Source organism: Mesorhizobium sp. P5_C1, from assembly GCF_054049815.1.
The window spans coordinates 1-3,134 of the sequence record NZ_JBFULQ010000602.1; the positions used below are offsets into that span (position 1 = coordinate 1).

Annotated in this window: 4 protein-coding genes; 1 reads left to right on the top strand and 3 read right to left on the bottom strand. The window is 60.8% G+C overall.

The annotated features are described in order from the left end of the window. Positions 1 to 2: 2 nt before the first annotated feature. The gene (locus tag ACXJ7R_RS28630) at positions 3 to 899 is read left to right on the top strand and encodes an NAD-dependent epimerase/dehydratase family protein (protein ID WP_457154762.1); all 897 of its coding nucleotides are present in this window, start codon (positions 3 to 5) and stop codon (positions 897 to 899) included. Between the two features lie 63 nt (positions 900 to 962). Here the strand turns inward: ACXJ7R_RS28630 and ACXJ7R_RS28635 are convergent, their stop codons facing one another. The 3 genes from ACXJ7R_RS28635 to ACXJ7R_RS28645 all read right to left on the bottom strand — a co-directional run. Continuing rightward, positions 963 to 1,556, bottom strand: a complete 594-nt coding sequence (locus ACXJ7R_RS28635) for a DJ-1/PfpI family protein (protein ID WP_457154763.1) — start codon at positions 1,554 to 1,556, stop codon at positions 963 to 965. A 73-nt stretch (positions 1,557 to 1,629) separates the two neighbouring features. Continuing rightward, on the bottom strand, positions 1,630 to 2,580 hold the full coding sequence (locus ACXJ7R_RS28640) for a substrate-binding domain-containing protein (RefSeq protein ID WP_457154764.1): 951 nt from the start codon (positions 2,578 to 2,580) through the stop codon (positions 1,630 to 1,632). Positions 2,581 to 2,641: 61 nt separating this feature from the next. Beyond that, positions 2,642 to 3,134, bottom strand: a 493-nt coding sequence (locus tag ACXJ7R_RS28645; protein ID WP_457154765.1) for an ABC transporter permease, incomplete at its 5' end; no start/stop codon positions are given.

Below are 3,134 nucleotides of genomic sequence, written 5' to 3' on the forward strand. Positions count from 1 at the left end.
CCATGGGCAAGCGGATCGTTTTCACCGGTGGCAGCGGCAAGATCGGCCGCCACGTCATACCCTATCTGCTCGAACGTGGGCATCAGGTTCTGAACCTCGACCTCACACCTCTCGATGTGCCTGGGGTGGAGACTGTGATCACCAACCTTGCGGATGCCGGCGAGACCTATAATGCGCTGACGCTGCATTTCGGCTTCAAGGAATATTTCGGCGGAAAGGGCCGCGGCCYGGTCGACGCCGTGGTCCATTTCGCAGCGATCCCGCGGATATTCCTGCGGCCGGACAACGCCATGTTCGCCGCCAATGTGCAGTCGACCTACAATGTGATCGAGGCCGCCACCAAACTCGGCATCCGCAAGATCGTCACAGCTTCCAGCGAAACGGTCTATGGCGTGTGCTTTGCCGAAGGCGAACGCGACTTCACATCGTTTCCGGTGGAAGAGGACTACGACACCGATCCGACCGACAGCTATGGCCTTTCAAAAGTCCTCGGCGAGAAGATCGCGCGCTCCTTCGCTACCCGCACAGGGAGCGATATCTACGCTCTGAGGATCGGCGGCGTTGTCGAACCGCAGGACTACGCCCGGTTTCCGGAGTTCCTGGCCGAACCCTCAAAGCGGCGGCGCGACGGCTGGACCTATATGGACGCGCGCGACCTGGGCCAGATCGTGCATTTGTGCATCGAGAAGGACGGTTTGGGGTTCCAGGTATTCAACGCCGTCAACGACAACATCGTCTCGGACACACCAACGGCAGAGTTTCTCAAGAAGCACGCGCCCGACACGCCGATTACTCGCTCCATGGGCGTGTTCGAGGGGCCAATCTCAAATCGAAAGCTGCGCGAGGTCCTGGGGTTCAGACAGGAACATGATTGGCGAACGCGCCCGGCGGGTTCATGACGGCCCACGACGTGGCCCATCGAGGGAACCGACGCATCCCCTGAGGAATGCGTCGGGCCAAGCTCACGTGTGGCGTATTTCCGTTCCCAGCACCTTCAGGCATTCGCGGATGAAGGCTGCAAGCGCCGTCCAACCTTTGGCCGAAACCATCGTCCCATCCACATAGGCATCGGTCGGAGAGAGATCGATGTAGGTGCCGCCAGCAAGCGTCACCTCCGGCTCGCAAGCCCCTAGCGCGCCGACCTTCTTGCCGCGGACGACGCCGTCCACGGCAACCAGGATCTGGACGCCGTGGCAGATCGTAAATATCGGCTTCTTCGCCTCGTGGAAGTGGCGGACCATCGCCTGCACGCGCTTGTCGGTGCGGATGTATTCCGGTCCGCGCCCGCCGGCGCAGTAGACCGCATGATACTGATCAAGCTGCTTCTCGGCCTCGGAAAAAGTCTTGTTGATCAGTGCATTGTGACCGGGTTTTTCCGTGTAGGTCTGGTCGCCTTCGAAGTCGTGCAGCGACGTTTTGATCAAGTCGCCGGCGTTTTTGTCGGGGCAGACGACATGGACAGTGTGGCCGACGGCCTCCATCGCCTGCTGGTAGACGAAGATTTCATATTCCTCGGTGAACTCACCTGTCAGCATCAGGATTTTTTTGCCTGGCATGGCTCTTTCCTCTCGGTGTTTGTGATGGGCAAGGCGCACCCCGCGTCTTGCCCTTAAGGGCTCGAAGTCGGGATCAGAACGGGGAGTCGGGGAAGTAGTATTCCTTGGCGTTGGCCTGGGTGATCAGCGGAGCGTCAAGCTTGACCGTGCCGCGGACCGGCGCCTGGCCAATCAGATTGGCGACGGTCATGTAGATTGCCGTCTTGATCATCGACGGCGGGTATGGCGTCTCGACCGGCGTCATTGCATCGCCGTCGATCACTTTCTTGACGATATCCTTCATGCCGTTGCCGCCGAGCGCCAGCTTGATGTCCGTCCGGCCCGACTGCTTCACGGCCTCCAGCACGCCGAGCAGCATGTCGTCATCGTTGGCCCAGACCGCGTCGATATGCGGATACTTGGCCAGGTAGTCCTGCATGAGCTTGAAGGCTTCATCGCTGTTCCAATGGGCATATTGAATGTCGAGTACCTTCAGGCCGGTGCCCTTGATCGTATCCTCGAAGCCCTTAATGCGCTCGTCGTCGATGACGGTCGGAATGCCGCGCAGCACGACAAGGTCACCCTTGCCGCCCAGCTTGTCGATCATGAACTTCGCTGTGTTGGTGCCCACCGCGATATTGTCGCCGGCGAGGTAGAGGTCCTGGATCGAGGCATCGGTCAGGCCCCGATCGACGACGGTGATGAACGTTCCCATGTCCTTGATGGCCTTGACCGGCTGGGTCAGTTCCTCGGACGTGTATGGCAGGATGACCAGGGCATCGAGCTTGCGGCTGGCGGACAAATCCTCCAGCGCGCTCACCTGCTCGGCCGCCGATGGCGAGGTCTTGACGACCACCTCGACATCGGGAAACGCCGCGTTGATTTCCTTGGCGGCAGCCTGTGCGTGGTAGACGATTCCAGCCGTCCAGCCATGATCCGCCGCTGGGATCGAGACCGCCACCACCCTCTTGTCGGCTGCAAGCGCCTGGCCGGCCAACAACAGCGCGCCAGCTGCCGCGGCCGCGACCCATTTTCTACTAAACATCAACTACCTCCCAGAGATATGGACCAGACAACACAAGGCACCCGTCGGGTCCGAGGACGGGTTATTTCGAAAACCGCTGCACAAGCATGGCGATGATGATGATGACGCCCTGCACCGCAGCGACCAGGTATTCGGAGACGAAATCGGACAGCACCATCAGGTTGGCGATGAGCTCGAGGATCACCGCACCTGCGACCGTTCCCCAAATGTGGCCTTTGCCGCCGCGAAGAGCGGTCCCGCCGATAACCACCGCGGTTATCACCTGCAGCTCCCACAGCACTCCGGTGGTCGGGGTCGCCGCTCCAAGCCGTGGCACGTAACAGATGGCGGCGACGGCGACGCACACGCCCTGGATGACGAAGGCGATGGTACGCGTCTTGATGACCGAGATGCCCGAATAGCGGGCGACGTCCTCATTGGCGCCGACAGCCGCGCATTTGCGGCCGTATTTGGTCTTGTAGAGTACGAAGGCGCCGATCGATGCCACAACGGCCGAAATCAGGATCGGAACAGGAATGCCGGCGAGGGTGCCGAAATAGACCGGCCTGTAGGCC

Coding starts and splice junctions, on each gene's coding strand:
- ACXJ7R_RS28635 (WP_457154763.1), bottom strand. CDS start 1,556: ATGCCAGGCAAAAAAATCCTGATGCTGACAGGTGAGTTCACCGAGGAA.
- ACXJ7R_RS28640 (WP_457154764.1), bottom strand. CDS start 2,580: ATGTTTAGTAGAAAATGGGTCGCGGCCGCGGCAGCTGGCGCGCTGTTG.